The following is a 1855-nucleotide window of genomic DNA, read 5'->3' as shown; positions in this document are numbered from 1 at the left end:
CCACCCCTTAAAAAAACTTCGCGAACCTTGCGTAACCCTTTGCGCCCCTTGCGGTTAAACATCCTTTCAAATTAATTCGTGCCTTCGTGGCCATCCTCAAACACAATATTTTCAAAAAATCTGCGAATCTGCGGTCACCCCTTAAAAAAACTTCGCGAACCTTGCGTAACCCTTTGTGCCCCTTGCGGTTAAACATCTTTTCAAATTAATTCAAGCATTCGTGGCCACCCCTTAAAAAAACTTCGCGAACCTTGCGTAACCCTTTGCGCCCCTTGCGGTTAAACCCCCCAATACCCACCAGTCTTCGGTGCCCCTCTGAATTCAATTTTTCCTTTATCTTTCAATATTTTAACCCAACGCTCCACGGTTCGTTGTGTCACTTTAAAATACGCCTTCATTTCTAAAACGTTAATACCAGGATTTTCTTGGATTAGCATCAATAGCTCATTTACACCGACATTTACACCGACATTTACACCGACATTTACACCGACATTTACACCGCCAGCAATAGTTTCAGGAACTTTAGCGTAAACCGTCACTTGAAAACCATTCGGGAGCGACTCAAAAACAGGGGCTGACAAACCGTACTGTAAAAAAGCTTGTGTAATTCTTTGGATCCCGGATCCATATTTTTCTATAATACCCGCTTCTCGAAACAAATCCGCGACTTTTTTATTTCTGGCATAGGAAATATAAGTCCCGGCGGTTAGATCGGCGATAGTGAGCCCATTTCCTAAACAACCTGGATTATAGAAGGCGATTTTATGGTCAAATATTTTAACAATCGATTCGCCTGCATTTTGATAATCCCGATGCACGATCATATTGACAATAATTTCTCGCAAAGCATCCAGGGGATATTCCCATCGCTCTTCTCGTTTGGGATCACCCGTGATAATATAATTTTTATTGATATGTTTTCTAACAAAGGTAAGGGTTTCTTCTACTTCGGTAAACAAATCGGTTTGCAACACCAAACTGTCTTTGATGCTCGTCTCAGTAGAAAACCGACCTATTGAAATCGTAGCGTCAAAAACTTCATTTTTAGAAAACAACAAATGACAGGCATTGGCTATTTGTCCATTCTCTTTTAGCAATTCAAATTTCCGAAGGACAGTTAGTGGATCATCTTGAATTTTATTTTCCCTAATTTCATTTGAAGAAGCGATAAAACGACGCACTTTATCTAACGCAATAGACGCTAATTCATAATGAGGAGAAGGATAATAATCCCAACTGCTGGCATAGGTTTTCAAATGCAAATCTGAAATTTCTTGCAAACTCATTTGGTGATTGGCATTTTTGACCCGTTTATAATAACGCCCTTTGAAGGCAATAGGTTTAATTGGAAATTCGGGTAGGCTAAAAACCACCACCGCTATTCCCTCTACCACTTCCACTACAACATCTGGAAAAATAGAAGGAGTCGTTTTATTTTTTATTTCGTTAGTCCATATCGGAATACTTTCTTTGCCTATAGTGAAATTAGACATCGGAACCCCATGATCTTCCATCCCCACATAAACGCATCCACCCTCGGAATTGGCAAAAGCCACCAAAGAAATGATCACCTCATCATTGAAGCTTGATTTAAATTCGATATGTTGCCCCTCTTTTTTCAGTAGTTTATATTATATAGCTTCTAACTCTTGGTAGATCGATTTTTTAGAGAAATCCCTAACCCTAAAACAATTTTTATTGCAACAATTAACCAACAAAAGGCAATCCCAGCGCCCCTGCGTTTAAAATCCTTTCAAATAATTCAAGCATTCGTGACCATCCTCCCCCGCAATCCTTTCAAAAAATCTGCAAATCCGCGGTCACCCCTACCCACAATCTTTTCAAATTAATC

Annotated in this window: 1 protein-coding gene; it reads right to left on the bottom strand. The window is 39.7% G+C overall.

Features of this window, described 5'->3' with window-relative positions; all coding sequences use genetic code 11:
- Nucleotides 1–278: 278 nt before the first annotated feature.
- Nucleotides 279–1604 (bottom strand): ATP-binding protein, encoded by a 1326-nt coding sequence (locus tag ACSVH7_RS15090; RefSeq protein ID WP_438067512.1) that lies wholly within the window; start codon nucleotides 1602–1604, stop codon nucleotides 279–281.
- Between the last annotated feature and the right edge of the window lie 251 nt (nucleotides 1605–1855).

It is taken from the genome of Flavobacterium sp. TSSA_36 (genome assembly GCF_051547165.1).
Classification (GTDB): Bacteria; Bacteroidota; Bacteroidia; order Flavobacteriales; family Flavobacteriaceae; genus Flavobacterium.
Note: the sequence above shows the minus strand (reverse complement) of the source record. Positions and strands in the feature narration are given on the sequence as shown.